Source organism: Pseudoalteromonas sp. CNC9-20 (assembly GCF_022347875.1).
GTDB lineage: Bacteria > Pseudomonadota > Gammaproteobacteria > Enterobacterales > Alteromonadaceae > Pseudoalteromonas > Pseudoalteromonas ruthenica.
This window is the reverse complement of sequence record NZ_JAKRFS010000008.1, coordinates 69,237-87,550: the sequence shown is the minus strand read 5'-3', so window position 1 is coordinate 87,550 and position 18,314 is coordinate 69,237. Positions and strand designations below refer to the sequence as shown.

Sequence of the window (18,314 nt, the reverse complement as noted above, 5' to 3'; positions counted from 1 at the left end):
TTGGTGATAATAGCGTTCTGGACCCACCTGACCCCATGCCGAACTCAGAAGTGAAACGGAACTGCGCCGATGATAGTGTGGGTTCGCCCATGTGAAAGTAGGTCATCACCAGGCTCCTAATTAGAGAAACCCGTTGCAGCAGTGCAGCGGGTTTTTTTATGCCTGTAGAAAAGAACCCCATACCTGTAGGCAAGGCTTCAGCCTTGCATCACCCTAGTCAGGATAAATCCCGACCCACAACAGAGCACCACCTGTCATCACACCTGTAGGCAAGGCTTTAGCCTTGCATCAGCTAGTCAGGGAAAATCCTGACCTACAACATAACTAAACATCAGAAAACCCCACACCTGTAGGCAAGGCTTTTAGCCTAGCGACACCTAGTCAGGATAAATCCTGACCTACAACACCGCACTCTAGGCTGGGTAACCCATGACCTACAATATTAGGCTTTTAAAAACATGATTAGCGGATGCAAAATGGCTATATATTTTTGGTTTTTTTCGAGTGGAATTGTTAGGCTAGAGAACAGATTTTGAATTTATTAGGGCTGACTTTTGACCCTTCCGTTACTTGCTTACTTATTGATCTTTGCGCTGTTTGGTGTAGCTGCAACGTATTTCGTCAAATTCCTTTACTTTCATTGGTATAAGAATGAGATAAAGCCCAAATTTATTATTCGGGCTTTGGTTTGTATTGCCGCCGTTACTGTATTGTCGCTGGTGTTGAGCGCCTTCGGTTATTAATACGTTTCTTGATTGACATTGCTCTGTACAGCGACGCACTGCTTTAATTTGCATTGTGCTGCGGGTCTCGTGAGATGCTGACAGATACTCATCATGCCTTTTTCAGCATTTAGTTGGCTTTCCTGAGCAGCCAAACTGTTTGCTAACGCAGATACTTGCTGCGGATCTGCTGATTTACTTGAATATACAAGATATTGGCTTGGGCCGCCGCAAGCACGGCTACCCACTGCAACCACTTTACATTGGCTGGCGCTGTCACAAGATTTGTCCTGCGTCAGTGCTTCTAAACGTTGATAATCAGCTTTGATGGATTGCTCTGTGGCACTAATGGCGCGCTCTTCGTTAATCGGTTGGCTAAGTTGTTCGCCGTCTATCCGCTTATCTTTTCCTAGGTTATCTGTTGTTGACTCAGAGCTAGCTCGCTCTGCGGCTGTCTCTACTTCACCGGTGGTATTTTGTGGCTCATTATTTTGACATGCAGTGAGGGAGAGCAGTGCAAGGGGGATAATTAAGTGGCGCATAATATTTATAATTGTTGATGAGTATAGTGACCATAATACAAACATTGTGCTAATGCGCAAATGCAGATGTTATGGTCACCTAGCTCAGGCTATCTATTTTTGAATGCCCCCTAGGGTAAGCCCTTTAGGGTCGAGTAATTTCTCTAGCTCTTTATAAGGAATGTCGGTTTGTGCTGCAGCTACATCGAGAATAGCTTTATTCTCTTTGTAAGCTTGCTTGGCAATAGCGGCCGCTTTCTCATATCCAATAATGGGGTTAAGCGCCGTTACCAGAATGGGGTTCTTTGCTAAAGAACGCTGTAAGTTATCTTCTCTGACGACGAAGCTGGCAATTGCCTTATCGGCCAAAGCATAGCTGGTATTGGTCAGTAACTCGATACTCTGCAATACGTTATAGGCGATAACGGGCAACATTACATTTAGTTCAAAGTTACCAGCCTGACCCGCTACGGTAATAGTACTGTCATTACCTATGACCTGCGCCGAAACCATGGCTGTGGCCTCAGGGATCACCGGGTTCACTTTGCCAGGCATAATGGATGAACCAGGTTGCAGTGCTTCGAGCTCTATTTCACCAATCCCACCTAAAGGTCCAGAGTTCATCCAACGTAGGTCGTTAGCGATTTTCATAAACGCGACCGCAGCAGTCTTTAGTTGACCGGATACCGCAACCACCGAATCTTGAGTTGCGATGTGGTAGAACAGGTTTTCTGCCCCTTGGAAGTGACTATCGGTTTGGGCAGCGAGCTGTTTAGCGAAACGCGCCGAAAATTCAGGATCAGCATTTATACCTGTGCCTACAGCAGTACCGCCTTGGGCAAGTTGATGTAAGTGCTCAGCGCTAGCGCTGATTTGTTGCTTCGCCTTAACGACTTGTTCGCGCCAAGCCGACATGCTTTGTGCGAAGGTAACAGGCATGGCATCCATTAGATGTGTGCGGCCGGTTTTAACATGGCTGCCCACTTGTTCAATCTTAGCTTCTATCACACTAATAAGGTGATCCAGTGCTGGGATCAGCTCTTTCTCTATCGCCAGCGCACTACTTACGTGAATTGCTGTTGGGATCACATCATTGGAGCTTTGCCCCATATTTACATGATCATTGGGGTGTACATTATCACCCAGCAACTGACTTGCACGCGTAGCAATGACCTCATTAGCGTTCATATTGGTACTGGTCCCTGAGCCGGTTTGAAACACATCCACAGGGAAGTGCTCAAGGTGCTCACCAGCAATAATTTCGCGACAGGCGTTATCTATTGCACCACCTACATTGGCATCAAGATGCCCTAGCTCGGTATTAACGGTGGCGGCTGCGCGTTTTATCTGTGCCAATGCCTGAATAAAGCGTGCTGGCATACGCATGGCACTGATGTGAAAGTTGTTCACAGCGCGTTGGGTTTGTGCTTGATATAAGGCATCTGCTGGGACCTGTAGCTCACCCATGCTGTCCTTTTCATGTCGGTACTCTGTGCTCATAAAGTGCTCCTTAATAGGGGTTGAACTCATGACAGAGAACGCGAGCTTCTTGGCTGAGTGCTCTGTACTTATGCATACCCTGTTGCTGGCGATAAAAACGCTGAAGGGCAAGCTGTGGTTTATGCAGCTGACAAAGGCTTTGTTTTCTTACTTGCTGTTCCAACAAAGGGTCACAGATGATATTAACCAATTGGTAAAACGTGCGACGTAAATAAAGCTCTTGTAATAAATACATCTGTCGAGCTCCATAGTAGCGAGCCCAATGCAAACCCGTTTCAATAAACTGTGCAACTAAGTTGGGTGCTTGGCCTCGCTGACACCGCGATAGACGGCGCAGTTGAGCTCCAAGAAATTCAAGCGAAATCTGTGGCACGGTGCAAATCCCTCTTTAGCTGTATTGATAATAATTATCATTACAGCTAAAGAGGGAAGATGCAAGTGATTTTGTGATTAATCCAAATAGGCTTTTAACATCCAAACAAGCTTCTCTTGTTCTTTAATGTAATCGCTCATTAACGCGGCTGTGCCTTCGTCTTGGTTATCGCCGGCATCACTGAGCACCTTACGCTGCATTTTTATTAGTGTTGAGTAGCCATCGACGAGTGATTGTACGGCTTGGCCGCCGTCGCTGACATTTTTCACTTCGTTAATTTGGCTTAATTCGATAAAGTCCGAAAATGCGTGTAGGGGCTCACCACCCAAGGTAAGAATACGCTCAGCTATTTCATCTACTTTTTCCAACAGCAAATTATAAATTTCCTCAAACTTAACGTGCAGCTCGAAGAAATCACGACCTTTGATGTTCCAATGGAAGCCACGGGCATTCATATACTGAATTTGATAGCAACTTAATAGTCGATTGAGTGATTCAATTACGTTTTGAGTTTCTTCACTATCTAATCCAATGGCATTGATTTGCGACATAGCTGTCTCCTGTGCATGGTTGTTTGCTGATAATCAGTATGGCCTAAAGGCACCTGATAACAAGCAGATAAATTCGATGCCTGACATCACTTTTAGCGATAACAACACCGACCCTATAATCATACTTGGGCATGATGTATGCCAAAAACAAGGCCGAGGAGATGAATTTTTGATCTAACGCAACAACTCGATACTGATGATTTATTGCCCAGTGAAAACTTGATTTAGCGCAAGGTTACTTTCCTTGTGCAGGCCATACTGAAACCATCAACGATGAGGAGATAGGGCAATGACAAAAGCAAAAAAAGCAGAAATCACAGTATGTATTATCGCCGTACTAACCTTTGTAATCGGTCTTGTTGGTCATTTAGCTGGAGCCAGTTATGCCAACTCTGATGCGTTTGGCATTATTGCTGCGCCAATCCCATTGGTAGTCGGTGTTATTGCGGTAATTGCGTATAAAATCGCAGCGGCTGCTGAGGATTAAGTCTTTAGCTGCGCCAAGATATAATCGACCACCTTACGCGAGTAAATGAGGCTGGTGTGGCTAAGGTGAAAAACTTTATGCTGCGCCATACCTGAGACGCGGGTTTCATCAACCATGACCGTACCATCTGACGGCTTGCCCTGCTCAAATAATGGCAGTAAGCCAAAGGGCAAGTCTCCGGCGATACTGTACAGTTGGGCTGAGAAGGGCCAATCTTGGCTTTCACTCACGAGGTACTCAAGGCTATTCTTCAACAGTGCTTGCATGCCCCGGTCCTGCATATGGCGGGCTATTTGTGCCCCTTTGTGTGGGGTGCCAAGGGTAAAGACCTTTTTTACTTGGTCCGTCTGTGGAAACGCCTGACTGAGGTATTGCCGAGCAATAAGGCCGCCCAAGGAATGACAAACAAAAGCGCACTGGTCATCGGCGATGAAGTCATTAATTTGCGCAAAGATTTTATCGGTATCTGGGTTCAGGGTGTTGTATGACACATTTAAAATGCCATACCCCTGCTTTTTAAGACGTGCGCAAAGAGGGCGCATTACGAAGCCAGACATATACAATCCGTGTAATACAACTACCTTAGTGATCATAGTGACTCCGTTGATAACAATGGCGCTAGTATTTAGCCTTGTCCTTGCAACAAGGTCAAGGGGATTTGTAAGCTGGTCTCGCTATCACTCACCCACACTTCATTATCTTCGATGGTAATCGTTAAATCTAAGCTTCTGGAGGCCATTGCTGCTAGCTTCTGCGTATCTTCATAAGCAAGGCTGACGATACGCAGGTTATCAAACCCAGCGAGTTTCGCTTGGTGTTTTTGCCACCAAGCTTGCTGGCTTCCTTCACCATAGGCATAAAGTAATACTTGCTGTGCTCGGCTACAGGCCTTTTTTAGGCGCTTGTCATCAGCGAGACCAAGTTCTACCCATAAGTGAATACTGTCATCGTCGTTTATCCACCACAGCTCGGGCTCATCATCGGCACATAAGCCTTTGGTGAAAACTAAATTATCATTAGCATTTAAGGCAAAGGCAAGCACTCTAATCATCATCCGTTGGTCGGTTTCTGATGGGTGCTGCGCGAGGGTAAAAGAGTATTGCTGATAATGATGGCGGTTTAAATCACTAATGTTCAACCGTGCCTTGATGATCGTTGCTTTTAGGGCCATGCCTGTTCCATAAGAGAGAAGAAAAGCGGGCAGTATACACATTAACGGGTGATCTTGGCGTGTCTCGAAGGTAAAATAATTATTCATCACTTAGGGGAGAGAAAACATGGCAATCCAGTGGTTCCCAGGCCATATGAATAAAGCGCGTAACGAAATTAAAGAGATCATGCCACAAATGGATGTCATCATTGAGGTATTGGACGCGCGCATTCCCTACAGCAGTGAGAACCCTATGGTTGGCGCGTTGCGCGGTGATAAGCCAGTCATTAAGATCCTAAATAAGGCTGACTTAGCCGACCCGCAGATGACCACCCACTGGATGGACTACCTTGAGCGTGAAAATGGTGTCAAAGCCATGCCGCTCGCGAACGATAAAGCGGGCCATACTGGCAAAGTCATTGAACTGTGTAAAAAGCTTGTGCCGCACAAAGTAGGTGCCGATAAACAGATTAAAGCCATGATTATGGGGATCCCTAACGTTGGTAAGTCAACGCTTATCAATACGCTTGCGGGGCGCATCGTTGCTAAAACCGGCAATGAACCTGCGGTCACCAAAGCGCAACAGCGGATAAAAATAGACGAAGGGATCATGCTTTACGACACCCCTGGGATGTTATGGCCTAAGGTTGAAAACGAGAACTCCGGCTATCGTTTAGCGGCAACAGGGGCTATTCGTGATACCGCTATTGATTATGAAGAGGTTGCCAGCTACACCTGTGAGTATTTACTGCAAGCGTATCCGGCATTATTGAGCCAACGCTATAAAGTGTCACCACTGCCAGAACATGACTATGACTTTATGCTTGCAGCGGGCAAAAATCGCGGCTGTCTGCGTGGTGGTAATCAGGTTGATCTTCATAAGTTCGCTGAAATTCTCATTAACGAGTTACGTGATGCGGTGATTGGGCGTATTACCATGGAAACTCCGCAGATGCGTGAGCGAGAGGAACAGATGGTTGCAGAATTGCGCGCGGCAGCAGAGGCTAAAAAGGCCGCTAAGGAAGAAGAAAAGCGGCAACGACGTGCAAGAGCACGGAAAAACCGTCGCTGATATCACGACAAATTTTAGACATAAAAAAAGCCCTTTCGGGCTTTTTTGTTTTCATATCTACCGTCACCGATATGAGCAATGTAGCAAGTAAAATAGTAGGGTGGTTGGCGGCCTAACAGTTCAAGGGGCGTTGAGGAGTGCAGCCACCAACCAAAGCGCATTACGTGCGCAACACGTGTTTCAGGGTCGAGAAACAAAGTTGTCCGCAACAAAACGTTTAATGACATCACTGCTTTCGAATGTGTTCCCGTTTTGTTGATATTGATTATCAATAAGATTTGCCTTTGTGTCAACGCTTTTTGCAAATAATTCTCATTAATATCTGTGTTTTTCTATAACCAACTGAAATTATTTAAATTTATTTTTCTTCTTTTTTGTTGGAATGGTTCTTGAGTAAGCATTAAGGACAGTAACGATAGAAGGAGCCATGTTATGGGTTTAAAAATTCCTACCTCTGTATCCAGTGAACAAGAGCAAGATATTGAAATTATTGATCAATTAATTGAGTCTTTAGAAAATGAGCGAGTCCTAATTCAAGATGTGCAAAAACACGCTGAAGACGAATCTTTGCAAGCACGCATGAAAGTCTTACATGATCATAAGCGTTATTTGCAAACCGAGTTAGCAAAAGCGGTAGGGCAACAGCAGCAACTCGACGAAGTCGACACCAGTTTATTAGGAGATTTGAAGGAGTGGCAGGCAAAGCTTGAGTCCGTAGTGGGCGACAGTGTGCAAGCTTTCCTTGAAGAGTTGAATTCACAGCAACACAAAACCTTAGTGCAATGTCGTAATGCCGCGCAGGTGATGAATGATAGTCAGGGAGCCCAAGAGGTTGAGACCGTGATTGCCCAATTGGAAACTCATGAGCAGTACCTCAAGCGTTTTCTGAATGCGTAGTCTATGGTTAATGAAAACAACAAAAGGATGTAATTTATGAGCGAGAATTACCCCCAGGGACACTTTTGCTGGACCGAATTGTGTTCATCCGACTGGCAAGGTGGGAAAACATTTTATAGTGATTTGTTTACTTGGTCGGCTGAGGACCAGCCTATCGGCAATGGGCTTTACTATACCATGCTAAAAAAGCCACAAGGGGATGTGGCTGCGATGTATCAAATGCCCGCCGATCAACATGCTCAGGGTGTTCCCAGTTATTGGTTGAGCTATATTGCCGTTGATGATGTAGACGCGATGGCAGACAAGGCAAAGTCGCTGGGGGCAACCATAGTACACGGTCCACATGATGTGCCCGAGGCAGGTCGCATGGTGTTGTTGTGCGACCCTGTGGGCGCCATGGTAGCGCTATGGCAGGGTCAGGGGCACAAAGGGGCCAGTGTGCAAAATGAGGTTGATACGCCGTGCTGGTTTGAGTTAGCGACCCGCGATATTGAATCTAGTACTAATTTTTACAGTGAGTTATTGGGCTGGCGCGCCGAACTAAAAGCCATGGAAGGGATGGATTACACCCTGTTTAAAGCGGGTGACACCATGGTCGGTGGTATGGTGGCCATGGATGAGCAGTGGCCTGATGATATTCCGCCACATTGGATGATCTACTTCAGTGTCAACGATTGTGATGCACAAGCAGAGCAAGCTAAAAAACTTGGTGGCGAAGTCTGTGTGCAGCCCATGGATGTACCTGAAGTAGGCCGTTTTTGCGTCCTCACAGATCCACAAGGAGCAGTCTTTTCAATCATAAACCTTAATCAATAACTTGGGTTTTATTGATTCACCCCCACCCTAAACTCATCAACTTAAAAAGAGGATGAGTGATTATGAGCCAACATGTGGTGATCACCGGTGCCAATCGGGGCATCGGTTTACAGCTAGCGAGAATTTATAAAACTGCTGGAGCTAAGGTTATTGCCGTGGTTAGGCGTAGCAGCGATGAGCTTGATGAACTAGGTGTTGATGTGCGCACAGGGTTTGATGTAAGCCACGCTGACGATGTGGCCCGCTTGCGCACTGAGCTTAAAAACGAGCACATCGATTTATTGATTAATAATGCCGGTGTGTTTCGTAACGAAACCCTGGCAGAGATGAACTTTGACACTATCAATGAACAGCTCTCGGTCAATGCAGTGGCTCCTGTGCGTGTGACTCATGCATTACGTGATAACTTTAGCAAAGGCGCGAAAGTGGCGATGATCACCTCACGTATGGGCTCTATTGCCGACAATGGTTCTGGAGGCTATATAGGCTACCGTATGTCCAAGGCCGCGTTAAATGCAGCCTCAGTGAGCTTGGCCCATGAACTTAAAGCACAAGATGTGGCGGTGGGGTTAATTCACCCCGGATTCGTGCAAACCGAAATGGTCGGTTACGCTGGCGATATAGGCCCAGATGTTGCAGCACAGCGGATCAGTGAGCGTATTGACGAGCTAAACTTAAATAACAGTGGCGGCTTTTGGCATGCTAACGGTGAAACCTTACCGTGGTAAGCTAGCAATCGATACCATCTATCTCTAAGCAGGCAGCAAGCGTGTAGAGCAGCGTTTGCTCCGCCTCGTTAATGTGTGCATCGTGCTCTACGCATACACGACAAGCCTCCAGCAACTGTTGCCGTTTGACCACAGGGAGGCCTTTTATGACTCGCAGGGCGCGCTGCAATCTTGTCAGCTGGCATCGCGCTTCATGCTCTAAGCTAAGCGGTATCTGTAAATGCTGCGCCGCTGCAGCAAGCGCTAGGCGTTGTTGCTCTGAGTTAGCATGGCCATAGCTTGCCAAAGCGCCAAGAAGCTGCTCACAAGCTGCAACAATCACTGTTTTATTCATAACCGGCAACGCACCAACGGTTTTATCAGCGAGGGCATGAGCGCTCAGCTGCTGAAAAGACCAAGGAACAAGCTCCCAGTCCTCACACAGCGCAGCGAGCTGTTTTAGCTGGGCAAGAAATTGGCTGCGTTGCGCTTTGGGCAAACAGCGAATTGCACCAATGGCAACCTCAAGCAGGCGAAATTGAGGTTCGGTGCTGAGCTTCGTTAATGCAAGCTCAGCCCTATCCAGCTTATACATATCAACATAAGGAAGCGCGGCGATAAACGTTAGTTGTGCTTGGCGATTCGACCAGTGTTGATGAAGACACAGTAACATAACTAACCATCGCGCATCGCTCGGCTCATGAGCTAAATAACTTAGAGAATCTTCTATCCCCATGAGCTTTTCTCGAAAGTCGCCATACACTACTTGTGGCTGCGGGTTGCGCCCTTGGCTAGCACTAAAAGCCATGGTATTTGCTTGGCTTGGCGCCGTGCGTGGACGCTCTTTTAATTGTCCATGCCAATGTGGATCAAGCCTGCGAATACGTTTCGTTAGCGGCGGGTGAGTGCTTAACCAGGTTAACCACGGGCTCAATGCATCACTAAAAAAATAATGACTGAATAGGTGCGCATTATTTTGCCTTAAGGTGTTTTTGCGAGGATTTTCGGCAATAGCCAGTAAAGCCCCGGCCAGTGCTTGTGGGTTACGGGTAAACTGCGCTGCACCAGCGTCAGCAAGATATTCCCGCTGGCGACATACCAGCGCTTTGATAATGTCGCCAAGTTGTGTCCCCAGCCATCCAAACAGCGTCAGAATAACGCCAATCACTGTGGTAAACCCTGCGCCATCTGTGCGTTGCGCATTGTGGCGACGGGACGCATTCATGGCGCTATAAATTAAGTTTTCACCGGCTTGACCTATAAAGGTGATGCCATAAAGTAAGGCAGACATACGCACATTAAGGCGTACATCACCATTGACTATGTGGCTGAATTCATGGGCGACGACCGCTTGTAGTTGCGCTCGGCTTAGCTGATCGAGCGCGCCTTGGGTGATGGCAATGACACTATCGCGACGATGATAGCCCGCGGCAAACGCATTAATACTGGGCTGGTTGGCAAGTAAATAGGTGCTCGGAACGGGCATCCTGGCGGCAATAGCGACCTCTTCAACAACATTCAGTAGCACCCGCTGTTGTTCATGGTAGGTGTTTGTTTGCACCAGCTGCCCCCCTAGTTGCTCAGCAATAACACTGCCACCACGGCGCAATTGCCAGTACTTATAAAGTATGGCTGTACTGATAATTGCAGTGATGGAAAGGGTGAGCCCTAGGTGGATTGAAGCGTCAGTTCCATGCGCGATACCATAATTAAACAGGGTGTATGGATCAGTTGAAAAAATGCTCATCAGCCATAAAAATGGCCAATGTGCGAGGGCGATGAGAGCACCCACCGCGAGCACAAATAATACCAGCAGTAGCCAAGTCTTACGCCTTGCTTGGCGCTGCTGAGAAAAGAAACCGCTCACGGCTACTTAAATGACACGCTAGGGGCTTGGCGTTGTCTTTGTGGATCATCCAGTTCTAGCAGCTTGGCATCTTGGTTATGACCCGTCATGTTGGCAATCAACACCGGCGGGAAACTTTGTCGGTAACTGTTATAGGCAAGTACTGAGTCATTGTATGCTTGGCGTGCGAAAGCGATACGGTTTTCGGTGCTTGATAACTCTTCACTTAGATTGGCCATTGTCGCGTCGGCCTTCAATTCGGGGTAGTCTTCTATGCTCACTTGTAAGGCGCCTAGGGCACTGCTCAAGGCTCCTTCCGTTTGCGCTAAATGGGCAAGTTTAGCCGAAGATAATTCACCACCCGAGAGGCTTTGTAGAGCACTTACAGCTTGATTTCTTGCTTGGGTAACCGCTTTTAAGGTCTCACTTTCATGGTCTAAATAAGCCTGAGCGGTGGCGACTAAGTTAGGCACAAGATCATGGCGGCGATGCAGCTGCACATCTATTTGCGCAAAGGCATTTTGGTATTCGTTTTTATAGCGTACCAGCGAGTTGTAAATCACTATGGCAATGACGACTACCACTGCCGTGATGATTAAAAATAGTTCCATAATAAAGATCTCGCGCAAAAAATTGGGTTAACTATACCTGAATTGTGCACAAAATCAGCCAACATGTAGACATTTTTTGCTATCATGAAAACTGTTTTAGTCTTACCTTATTGGGGCTTGCCATGGAGTTATCGCAAGGCGCTGTACTCAGCCTACCGCTTTTTCAATTCAACGATGAATTACCAAATCGTGATTTAGACCACCCAGATTTATACTTAGAAGTGGTTCTTAACGAGCAGTTACTTGCTCACCTGTGCCAAAACCCAGCGCAAGATCAGAGCGTCAGCTTGCAATTGGCCGATTATCAATTGCTGGCGCATACCGAGTCTGTTCCAAGTGAATCCCACAGTGCCATGTTAATGCTCACTCATGGGCCACTTTTAGCAGCCACTTTAGAGCGCGATAATGGCGTTAGTTACGTATCACCCCAACTGGAAATGATGCCGACCTTTGATCTAGGGGATGATGATGAATAAACTGACGTGGGGTTTGCTGTTGCTGCTATGTACGGGCTGCGCCGTATTAGGTGCGCAGAAGTATGATAGCCTCTTTGGCCCTGAGCAGGTTCAAAACCGCAGTAACGATGTAAGTCCTGCGCAAAGCGACTTTTTTACTGAGCAAGTCAAACCCGTGATAGATAACCGCTGTGTCGTCTGCCACGGGTGCTATGATGCGCCTTGTCAGTTGAAAATGTCATCTCCTGAGGGCATTGAACGTGGTACCTCTAAAGACTTGGTCTATGATGGCACGCGGCTACTTGCAAGTAAGCCTAGCCGCTTATTCGTTGATGCCCACACCACGCAACAGTGGCGTGAGCGTGGCTTCTCACCGGTGCTTAACGAGCGCGAGCAAAGCGCCCATGCTAATTTAGTGGGCAGCGTGATGTATCAAGCTCTGGCATTGAAACAGCAGCACCCGCTGCCAGAACAAGCCATTCTGGGAGAGGAATTTGACTTTGCTCTGGATAGAGACCAAACCTGTCCCACTATTGGCGAGTTTCAACAATACGCGCAAGATAAACCTCACGCGGGCATGCCCTATGGTTTGCCAGCACTGACCAGTAAAGAAATGTCGGTGCTCACACAGTGGTTGCAAGATGGCGCGAAAATGCCCAAGCACGGCCCCATTAGCGCTGAGCTGCAAACTGAAGTGAACAAGTGGGAACGTTTTCTTAATCAAGATGATAACAAACACCGCTTAAGCGCTCGTTATATTTATGAGCATTGGTACCTGGCCAATATCTATTTTGATCAAATCAGCACCTCGGAGTTTTTCACCTTAGTTCGTTCGCGCACGCCTCCCGGTGAAGCCATCGATGTTATTGCTACTCGCCGCCCTTATGAAGATCCTAGGGTAGCGCGCGTTTATTACCGCCTGCTGCCTCGAAAAAGTACCGTACTGGCCAAAACCAATATTCCACTGGCGTTGAATAACGACAAGCTAGCTCGCTTGCGAACACAATTTATTGCGCCGGAATATGCCGTGCCGTCACTGCCAGGGTATGACATAAAAGTCGCTTCAAACCCGTTTAAAGTCTTTGCAGCTATTCCCGTAGGCTCTCGATATCAATTTATGCTCGATGAGGCTGAGCTTATTATTCGTGGTTTTATTCAAGGGCCTGTCTGTCGAGGTCAGATTGCTTTGAATGTGATTAATGACCAGTTTTGGGTCGCCTTTGTTGACCCTAAATTCGTGAGTCAGCCCAAAATTGATGAATTCTTAATGCGCCACGAAGATATGCTCGATATGCCTGCCCAGGAAGATTCGAACGCTTTGCCTATTTCTAGCTGGGTCAAATACGCCGCGAAACAAAGTACGTATTTGGAGGCCAAGTCGAAGCTTGCCAATGAAGTTTTTGCCAATGGCCAACACCTCACCGAAAACCTTATTTGGCAAGGGGAAGGGCATAATGACAATGCCGCATTAACTATTTTCCGGCACTTCAACTCGGCAACGGTGGTCAAAGGTTGGGTCGGCGAGCAGCCCAAAACCGCTTGGATTTTAGATTACTCATTATTTGAACGAATTCATTATCTGCTGGTGGCCGGGTTTGATGTATACGGCAATGTTGGCCATCAACTGATCACTCGTCTGTACATGGACTTCCTGCGCATGGAAGGCGAAGACAACTTTCTTGCCTTACTACCTAAAGAGCAGCGCAAGGCACTACGGGCTCATTGGTATAGAAAATCACCCACCAGTCTTGTTGAGTTTATGAAAGATACTAATGTGCGCTTTGAGCAACCGACAGGCATTGACTACAAAACATCACAGCCACAACAAGAGCTTTACCAGCGCTTAGCCACAAAGCTCTCGGCGGTATTGAGTCAGCGTTATGATTATCAAAAAGTACCTAATGTGCTGCGCCAACTGAATGCCATGCCGAGTACGGCGGTGAACTTATTACCACAAGTGAGCTATATCTTGGTGGCCAATGGTGAGGATGATTATCAGGCTTATACTTTGCTGCATCACAATGCCCACTACAACATCAGCAGCTTATTAGACGAGGAAGATCAGCGCGCCTACGATGAAGATAAAGCACTCGTCATCCCCGGCTTTATTGGCGATTACCCTGAAGCGCTATGGTTGTTACAACCACAGCAGCTGGAAGATTTTGCTGCACATATGCAAAAAATGACCAGCGAGGCTGATTACCGAACCTTAAAAAGTCGTTTTGCTGTACGTCGCACTGACCCGCAATTTTGGCGCTTTAGCGATATTTTGCACCAGCAGGTGAAAAAATATCGGGGAATAGAGTATGGCTTATTAGATTATAACCGACTCGAAAATCGGTAAGCGTTTTAGATCTAATTGTTTGTTAAATATAGATAAATAATTAGCTTCTAATGATTTTATAGCAGTCTTTTTTAGCAAATTGGTACAGAAATGAAAATGTAACAATTTGCAAAGACTTGTTTACCTGTGGCGGTTTTGGCAAAATTGCCGCTGTGCCTAAAATTAGAGAACAACAATGCACTATTGGTTTGTATTATTGCTCGCCCTGAGCGCAACATTCGCAGCGCAGGGCAATGAAAAAAAGCTCAGTAAATGTATTAGCCCCGCAGGTAAAGTAACCTATACCACTAAACGCTGTCCTGCAGGGCATCGTGAAGAGGTTATGCGTGAGCAGTTATCGCTTATTCAGTTTGCTGAAAAAGCGCGTAAAACACCGGATGTGGGCCCTAAAGAAGCTGACGAAAGTGACCTGACTTATTACTTGCGTTCTAACTACGGCGGTACTAACTGGGTAGAAAACATTCAGCGTAGCTATTTGGAACAATACAACGCTGTAGTGGTAGTTGATACCTTCCGTTTGCATAAGCTTGAAGGTATTTGTCGAGCGACACAAAAGTGGATCAGTGAACACCCACACCCTATCTTTGAGCTCAGAGATATGCGCTTTGAGTTTACCACGGGCTCTTCATTCGACACCCGTTACGTGACGCAAGGCAAATGTGATTACCGCCTACGTTAATAACGAAAAGGAGCCTAGGGCTCCTTTTTTAATGGTTCATAACTTGTTTTGCAGCGGCTAATAATAACGGCTCTGATAAACGAACACGATAATTTGGGTTGGCGTACTGGAAATGCACCATCCCTTGCGTATCGAGCACAAACACGGCAGGCACTGGCAGCGCCACTTTTTGCTCACCATCCAAGCCAACAAAGTTGACGCCCAACTTATTACGATAAACTTTAGCCGTTTTATCATCTAAGAAAAAAGCTAACCCCATTGCTTGTGCCAATGCCAGCTGATCGTCAGAGAGCAGTTGGTAGGTCGGTGAGCTAATGGTGCTTTGCGCAAGCTTTGCAGGACTATCTGGTGAGACGGCGATGATTTGCAAGCCCATCTCGGCGATTTGTTGCTCGATATTTTGGATATTCTTTAATTGCTTTGAACAATAAGGACACCAGCCACCACGATAAACAACCAACACCGTAGGCTTATTTGCTAATAGCTGTTTTAACGCAACCGGTTGGCCCTGGGTGTCTTTTAACGTGACATCGGGCACGCTCAAGCCTGGCAGGAGCGGGCTCACGCTCTCAGCCGATTCGCTGATATTGGTAATGACCGCTGCACTGGCGACACCACTGAATAACAATAAGATGGCTCCTACAACAGAGCCCGCAAGTGTTTTAGATAACATAAAATTCCTTTATTAAAGCTGTGATAGCAATGCAACTAGAACGGCCCTAGGGTGATAATCTTTCACGCTATAGGTATGATAGGCAAATACACAGACAATGAGAGATTAAAGAATGTCTAGCGCAGCAAATAAAATTGCCATCATGTTAGAAATGCAGCATGCCATGAATACCAAAGTTCACGAGCAATGGTTTGAGCAAGGGTTTGAGTGGTACCGGGCTATTTGGGTTGAGTGTGCGGAAATGCTGGACCACTATGGTTGGAAATGGTGGAAAAAACAAACTCCGGACACAGAGCAAGTAATTTTGGAGCTGGTGGATATCTTCCACTTCGGCTTGAGTCTGCGCATTGACGGCCATACTTCGTTTGCTGAGTTGGCGGCGCAAATTGAGCAGGAAATGCAAAGTCCTATTCAAGGAGCTGATTTTAAAGTCTCGTTGGAGACGTTAGCAGCCAGCGCGGTAGCTGATAAAGCTTTTAATGCTGCTGCTTTTGCCGGCTGTATGCAGCAAATTGGAATGAATATCGATGATCTTTATCGTGGCTACGTTGGCAAGAACACCTTGAACTTCTTCCGCCAAGACCATGGGTATAAAGATGGAACCTATATCAAAGTGTGGCATGGCCAAGAGGATAATGAGCATTTGGTCGCTGTGGTAAAAAGTCTGGACACTGATAACCCAGACTTCGCCAAGCTCGTTTATCAAGGCTTGCAGCAGCGCTACCCCAGCTAGGCAGGCAAAATGTCACGATAATCGGTGACATTTTCATATCCGGCAAGCGGCTTGTGCGGCTGCTTGCTGTCGGGGTTAGCCACTGCTAGCAGATGATTGATCCCAAAGCGCTTCGCTGCATCGAGTACCGCTGCGCTATCGTCGACGAACAACGTCCGCTTTTTATCAAAGCCCAAGTCGCTTTGCACTTGCTGCCACAGCGATTGGTGCTCTTTACTAACGCCGTAGTCATGGGTAGAAACAAGCTTATCAAGATAGCGGTCCAGCTCAGTGCGTTCTACTTTTAAGCTCAAACTATCTCTATGCGCATTAGTGAGCAAAATAAGCTCTTTTCCTGAATTTTTTAATGCCTGCAAAAACACCTTGGCATCGTCACGAATACTAATCAGGTGCTGAATTTCACGCTTTAACGTCATAATGGGCAACTGTAATTGTTGTTGCCAATAATCTAAGCAATACCATTGTATTTGTCCTTGCACTGCTTCATAGCGGGCCGCCATTTGTTCTCTGGCTTGTTGCAGCGGAATTTGTTGCTGCTTAGCGAGTTGGTGGGGGATGACTTCGAGCCAAAAATGGTTGTCAAAATGCAAGTCTAATAAAGTGCCATCCATGTCGAGTAATACGGTGTCGATATTGGACCAATTTGGCATGGGCTTTTCCTACTAAAACAATTATCATGGATTTATGTTGATGATAACAAAGTCGCGGCTATGACACAGAAAAAGCATCCAACGCCTCCAGAAATACTTGATAATAACGTGGTGGCAAAAAGTAGATTATTTACTGTTGAAGCCTTAGAGCTGCGCTTCTCCAATGGCGAGCAACGTCATTATGAACGTATTCGAGGCGGAGGCCGTGGTGCGGTCATGATCGTTCCGGTTAATGAACACGATGAACTTATATTAGTGCGTGAGTACTGTGCCGGCACCAATGATTATCAGCTGGGGTTCCCAAAAGGCTTAATCGACCCGGGGGAAACGCCGTTTCAAGCTGCTAACCGAGAGCTGCAAGAGGAAGTGGGTTTAGGCGCTCATGAGCTTAACGAGATGAAAAAAGTGTCGCTCGCGCCTAGCTACTTTAATGCTCATATGCACATTATCACCGCCCGCGACCTTTACCACCAAACGTTGGCTGGTGATGAACCAGAGCCATTAGAGGTAGTACATTGGCCAATGGCGCAATGGCAAGCTTTGCTTGGCGAGCCGGACTTTACCGAAGCACGAAGTGTGGCAGCTTTGCTATTATTAATACAGGCATCTAATTAAGCCACGAGGTTCAGCAGTAAAAAAGGGGGTCGTGTTGCAAGATTTTCTAGCTCCATGCATTGAGTTGGCCGAGCAAGCAGGTTTGGCCATTATGGCTATTTATCGCCAGAATGATATTGGAGAGCAGGTAAAACAAGATCACACCCCAGTGACCAAAGCAGACATTGCAGCGAATGATGTGCTTATGGCTGGGCTCGAGAAAATGGCGCCTGACATCCCGATTATGTCTGAAGAGACGCCCATTCCCAGTTTAGAAAAACGGCAGCACTGGCAGCGCTATTGGCTGCTGGACCCAATGGATGGCACCGGAGAGTTTATTCTCGAAAGCGGTGACTTTGCCGTCAACATTGCACTAATTGAAAACAATCGACCGGTGCTCGGCGTGATTCATTGGCCGGCGAAAAACACCACCTACTTCGCAACTTATCAACAAGGGGCGTATAAGAAAACGCCCGAAGGGGTTGAGCGCATCAGTGTCGCCCAACCGGCAAACCTTACTTTAGCGGTTAGCCGCAGGCAAAAACTAGAGGCCGTTAGTCAGTACTTAAATGCCACCTTCGACACCGTGCCGTTAGGGTCATGCTCACTCAAGGCTTGTATTATCGCTGAGGGGAAAGCCGATTGCTTTATGCGTATTGGTCCAACCGGTGAATGGGACACCGGCGCTTCGCAGGTGATTGTCGAAGAAGCGGGCGGGTGTATTACCGATGCGGAATTTAATCCACTCACTTATAACCAGCGTGAATCAACAGAAAATCCCGACTTTATTGTGATGGGGCATCCCGATTGGGAGTGGCAAAAAATGATTAGCCCTCATCAGCGCTCTCATCATAATTAGTCTTCAATGGTGGAAAAACCAGCAGCTGATATGGTTTCGGTGTAATTAAACTTGCATTTAAATTTTGTTGCTAT

At 46.8% G+C, this 18,314-nt stretch carries 21 protein-coding genes and 1 rRNA gene; 12 read left to right on the top strand and 10 right to left on the bottom strand.

What is annotated here, in order from left to right; genetic code table 11:
- Positions 1 to 114, top strand: a 5S ribosomal RNA gene (gene rrf / locus MHM89_RS17930).
- 625 nt (positions 115 to 739) lie between these two features.
- Here the strand turns inward: rrf and MHM89_RS17925 are convergent.
- The 4 genes from MHM89_RS17925 to MHM89_RS17910 form a co-directional block, all read right to left on the bottom strand.
- Positions 740 to 1,264, bottom strand: coding sequence for a hypothetical protein (locus tag MHM89_RS17925; protein WP_239409393.1), 525 nt, complete (start codon positions 1,262 to 1,264; stop codon positions 740 to 742).
- Between the two features lie 93 nt (positions 1,265 to 1,357).
- Positions 1,358 to 2,743, bottom strand: coding sequence for a class II fumarate hydratase (locus MHM89_RS17920; RefSeq protein ID WP_022946250.1), 1,386 nt, complete (start codon positions 2,741 to 2,743; stop codon positions 1,358 to 1,360).
- A 10-nt stretch (positions 2,744 to 2,753) separates the two neighbouring features.
- Positions 2,754 to 3,116, bottom strand: a complete 363-nt coding sequence (locus MHM89_RS17915; RefSeq protein ID WP_130144982.1) for a hypothetical protein — start codon at positions 3,114 to 3,116, stop codon at positions 2,754 to 2,756.
- 77 nt (positions 3,117 to 3,193) lie between these two features.
- Positions 3,194 to 3,667: a Dps family protein gene (locus tag MHM89_RS17910; RefSeq protein ID WP_022946252.1), complete on the bottom strand. Its 474-nt coding sequence runs from the start codon at positions 3,665 to 3,667 to the stop codon at positions 3,194 to 3,196.
- A 289-nt stretch (positions 3,668 to 3,956) separates the two neighbouring features.
- Between MHM89_RS17910 and MHM89_RS17905 the strand changes: the two genes are divergently transcribed.
- On the top strand, positions 3,957 to 4,154 hold the full coding sequence (locus tag MHM89_RS17905; RefSeq protein ID WP_045980246.1) for a hypothetical protein: 198 nt from the start codon (positions 3,957 to 3,959) through the stop codon (positions 4,152 to 4,154).
- Here the strand turns inward: MHM89_RS17905 and MHM89_RS17900 are convergent.
- Positions 4,151 to 4,747: an alpha/beta hydrolase gene (locus MHM89_RS17900; protein WP_045980247.1), complete on the bottom strand. Its 597-nt coding sequence runs from the start codon at positions 4,745 to 4,747 to the stop codon at positions 4,151 to 4,153. The genes MHM89_RS17905 and MHM89_RS17900 overlap by 4 nt on opposite strands.
- Before the next feature lie 32 nt (positions 4,748 to 4,779).
- Positions 4,780 to 5,325, bottom strand: coding sequence for a YaeQ family protein (locus MHM89_RS17895; RefSeq protein ID WP_022946256.1), 546 nt, complete (start codon positions 5,323 to 5,325; stop codon positions 4,780 to 4,782).
- 106 nt (positions 5,326 to 5,431) lie between these two features.
- Between MHM89_RS17895 and ylqF the strand changes: the two genes are divergently transcribed.
- The 4 genes from ylqF to MHM89_RS17875 all read left to right on the top strand — a co-directional run bounded on the left by ylqF (position 5,432) and on the right by MHM89_RS17875 (position 8,817).
- Positions 5,432 to 6,376: a ribosome biogenesis GTPase YlqF gene (gene ylqF, locus MHM89_RS17890; protein WP_239409392.1), complete on the top strand. Its 945-nt coding sequence runs from the start codon at positions 5,432 to 5,434 to the stop codon at positions 6,374 to 6,376.
- A 432-nt stretch (positions 6,377 to 6,808) separates the two neighbouring features.
- The gene (locus MHM89_RS17885) at positions 6,809 to 7,273 is read left to right on the top strand and encodes a DUF2383 domain-containing protein (protein WP_022946258.1); all 465 of its coding nucleotides are present in this window, start codon (positions 6,809 to 6,811) and stop codon (positions 7,271 to 7,273) included.
- 36 nt (positions 7,274 to 7,309) lie between these two features.
- A complete protein-coding gene (locus MHM89_RS17880) occupies positions 7,310 to 8,089 on the top strand; it encodes a VOC family protein (protein WP_045980248.1) in 780 nt (259 codons plus the stop codon).
- 62 nt (positions 8,090 to 8,151) lie between these two features.
- The gene (locus MHM89_RS17875; protein WP_239409391.1) at positions 8,152 to 8,817 is read left to right on the top strand and encodes an SDR family oxidoreductase; all 666 of its coding nucleotides are present in this window, start codon (positions 8,152 to 8,154) and stop codon (positions 8,815 to 8,817) included.
- A 1-nt stretch (position 8,818) separates the two neighbouring features.
- Here the strand turns inward: MHM89_RS17875 and MHM89_RS17870 are convergent, their stop codons facing one another.
- Together MHM89_RS17870 and MHM89_RS17865 are read right to left on the bottom strand one after the other, a co-directional pair.
- Positions 8,819 to 10,663 carry a M48 family metalloprotease gene (locus MHM89_RS17870; protein ID WP_239409390.1) on the bottom strand — a complete coding sequence of 615 codons (1,845 nt, stop codon included), beginning with the start codon at positions 10,661 to 10,663 and terminating at the stop codon, positions 8,819 to 8,821.
- Positions 10,664 to 10,665: 2 nt separating this feature from the next.
- A complete protein-coding gene (locus MHM89_RS17865; protein ID WP_022946262.1) occupies positions 10,666 to 11,253 on the bottom strand; it encodes a LemA family protein in 588 nt (195 codons plus the stop codon).
- 122 nt (positions 11,254 to 11,375) lie between these two features.
- Here MHM89_RS17865 and MHM89_RS17860 point away from each other — a divergent pair, with 122 nt between their 5' ends.
- The 3 genes from MHM89_RS17860 (at position 11,376) to MHM89_RS17850 (ending at position 14,731) form a co-directional block, all read left to right on the top strand.
- Entirely contained in the window at positions 11,376 to 11,729 is a 354-nt protein-coding gene (locus MHM89_RS17860) for a hypothetical protein (RefSeq protein WP_239409389.1), read from the top strand.
- The gene (locus MHM89_RS17855; RefSeq protein ID WP_239409388.1) at positions 11,722 to 14,052 is read left to right on the top strand and encodes a fatty acid cis/trans isomerase; all 2,331 of its coding nucleotides are present in this window, start codon (positions 11,722 to 11,724) and stop codon (positions 14,050 to 14,052) included. Before MHM89_RS17860 ends, MHM89_RS17855 begins: the two co-directional genes overlap by 8 nt.
- 175 nt (positions 14,053 to 14,227) lie before the next feature.
- Positions 14,228 to 14,731 (top strand): hypothetical protein, encoded by a 504-nt coding sequence (locus tag MHM89_RS17850; RefSeq protein ID WP_022946265.1) that lies wholly within the window; start codon positions 14,228 to 14,230, stop codon positions 14,729 to 14,731.
- Positions 14,732 to 14,759: 28 nt separating this feature from the next.
- Here MHM89_RS17850 and MHM89_RS17845 read toward each other — a convergent pair whose 3' ends face one another.
- Positions 14,760 to 15,404 (bottom strand): peroxiredoxin-like family protein, encoded by a 645-nt coding sequence (locus tag MHM89_RS17845; protein WP_239409387.1) that lies wholly within the window; start codon positions 15,402 to 15,404, stop codon positions 14,760 to 14,762.
- Positions 15,405 to 15,516: 112 nt separating this feature from the next.
- On the opposite strand from MHM89_RS17845, the gene MHM89_RS17840 reads away from it, so the two are divergent.
- Positions 15,517 to 16,137, top strand: a complete 621-nt coding sequence (locus MHM89_RS17840) for a dUTP diphosphatase (RefSeq protein ID WP_045980253.1) — start codon at positions 15,517 to 15,519, stop codon at positions 16,135 to 16,137.
- On the opposite strand, the gene yrfG is transcribed toward MHM89_RS17840, so the two are convergent.
- A complete protein-coding gene (gene yrfG / locus MHM89_RS17835) occupies positions 16,134 to 16,787 on the bottom strand; it encodes a GMP/IMP nucleotidase (RefSeq protein WP_045980254.1) in 654 nt (217 codons plus the stop codon). The two genes, MHM89_RS17840 and yrfG, sit on opposite strands and share 4 nt — an antisense overlap.
- Positions 16,788 to 16,847: 60 nt before the next feature.
- Here yrfG and nudE point away from each other — a divergent pair, with 60 nt between their 5' ends.
- Together nudE and cysQ are read left to right on the top strand one after the other, a co-directional pair.
- Entirely contained in the window at positions 16,848 to 17,402 is a 555-nt protein-coding gene (nudE, locus tag MHM89_RS17830) for an ADP compounds hydrolase NudE (RefSeq protein WP_151172275.1), read from the top strand.
- A 34-nt stretch (positions 17,403 to 17,436) separates the two neighbouring features.
- Positions 17,437 to 18,240 (top strand): 3'(2'),5'-bisphosphate nucleotidase CysQ, encoded by an 804-nt coding sequence (gene cysQ, locus MHM89_RS17825; protein WP_151172276.1) that lies wholly within the window; start codon positions 17,437 to 17,439, stop codon positions 18,238 to 18,240.
- Positions 18,241 to 18,314: the final 74 nt, after the last annotated feature.

Excerpts from the sequence above, each read along its gene's own strand:
- MHM89_RS17875 (WP_239409391.1), top strand. The coding sequence starts at position 8,152 with ATGAGCCAACATGTGGTGATCACCGGTGCCAATCGGGGCATCGGTTTA.
- MHM89_RS17910 (WP_022946252.1), bottom strand. The coding sequence starts at position 3,667 with ATGTCGCAAATCAATGCCATTGGATTAGATAGTGAAGAAACTCAAAAC.
- MHM89_RS17895 (WP_022946256.1), bottom strand. The coding sequence starts at position 5,325 with ATGGCCCTAAAAGCAACGATCATCAAGGCACGGTTGAACATTAGTGAT.
- ylqF (WP_239409392.1), top strand. The coding sequence starts at position 5,432 with ATGGCAATCCAGTGGTTCCCAGGCCATATGAATAAAGCGCGTAACGAA.
- MHM89_RS17920 (WP_022946250.1), bottom strand. The coding sequence starts at position 2,743 with ATGAGCACAGAGTACCGACATGAAAAGGACAGCATGGGTGAGCTACAG.
- yrfG (WP_045980254.1), bottom strand. The coding sequence starts at position 16,787 with ATGCCAAATTGGTCCAATATCGACACCGTATTACTCGACATGGATGGC.
- MHM89_RS17855 (WP_239409388.1), top strand. The coding sequence starts at position 11,722 with ATGAATAAACTGACGTGGGGTTTGCTGTTGCTGCTATGTACGGGCTGC.
- MHM89_RS17880 (WP_045980248.1), top strand. The coding sequence starts at position 7,310 with ATGAGCGAGAATTACCCCCAGGGACACTTTTGCTGGACCGAATTGTGT.
- MHM89_RS17850 (WP_022946265.1), top strand. The coding sequence starts at position 14,228 with ATGCACTATTGGTTTGTATTATTGCTCGCCCTGAGCGCAACATTCGCA.
- MHM89_RS17840 (WP_045980253.1), top strand. The coding sequence starts at position 15,517 with ATGTCTAGCGCAGCAAATAAAATTGCCATCATGTTAGAAATGCAGCAT.
- MHM89_RS17905 (WP_045980246.1), top strand. The coding sequence starts at position 3,957 with ATGACAAAAGCAAAAAAAGCAGAAATCACAGTATGTATTATCGCCGTA.
- MHM89_RS17865 (WP_022946262.1), bottom strand. The coding sequence starts at position 11,253 with ATGGAACTATTTTTAATCATCACGGCAGTGGTAGTCGTCATTGCCATA.
- MHM89_RS17860 (WP_239409389.1), top strand. The coding sequence starts at position 11,376 with ATGGAGTTATCGCAAGGCGCTGTACTCAGCCTACCGCTTTTTCAATTC.
- MHM89_RS17925 (WP_239409393.1), bottom strand. The coding sequence starts at position 1,264 with ATGCGCCACTTAATTATCCCCCTTGCACTGCTCTCCCTCACTGCATGT.
- nudE (WP_151172275.1), top strand. The coding sequence starts at position 16,848 with ATGACACAGAAAAAGCATCCAACGCCTCCAGAAATACTTGATAATAAC.
- MHM89_RS17900 (WP_045980247.1), bottom strand. The coding sequence starts at position 4,747 with ATGATCACTAAGGTAGTTGTATTACACGGATTGTATATGTCTGGCTTC.
- MHM89_RS17845 (WP_239409387.1), bottom strand. The coding sequence starts at position 15,404 with ATGTTATCTAAAACACTTGCGGGCTCTGTTGTAGGAGCCATCTTATTG.
- MHM89_RS17885 (WP_022946258.1), top strand. The coding sequence starts at position 6,809 with ATGGGTTTAAAAATTCCTACCTCTGTATCCAGTGAACAAGAGCAAGAT.